Raw genomic sequence first — 341 nt, 5'->3', positions numbered from 1 at the left:
ATTTCCTGAATTCAACGATCCTGTTAGCGAATGAAGAGCGCCGCTGCGGAAAATCCTCCCACTCCTCGGGCGCATAGTAGGAAAGGCTTACCGGGAATCAGATCGTCACAGTCGACGAGATTGATGAATGGATCACTGACCGTCACATGTGCGATGCGGGCAAAGTTGTCAGTAAATAGGCATCGTGCTGGAAGACCAAGCGATGCAACAATTCGGCGCCAGGTTGGCAGATCCAGATGGGAAGGCAAGATGCGCTGAATCTCTGCCGGTGGCACATTTGCTTCGGCGCTCGTTTGCGTCGCGAGTCGACGCGCCGCAAAGAAGTACTGAGCTGCGAAACG

At 54.3% G+C, this 341-nt stretch carries 1 pseudogene; it reads right to left on the bottom strand.

Annotated elements, in window-relative coordinates:
- Positions 1–23: 23 nt before the first annotated feature.
- A pseudogene (locus tag DIE22_RS38575) lies at positions 24–341 on the bottom strand (3-oxoacyl-ACP synthase); the annotation flags it as partial.

Source organism: Burkholderia sp. Bp9142, assembly GCF_003853415.1.
Classification (GTDB): Bacteria; Pseudomonadota; Gammaproteobacteria; order Burkholderiales; family Burkholderiaceae; genus Burkholderia.
The sequence above is the reverse complement of the archived record's forward strand: the minus strand, read 5'-3'. Positions and strand labels throughout refer to the sequence as shown.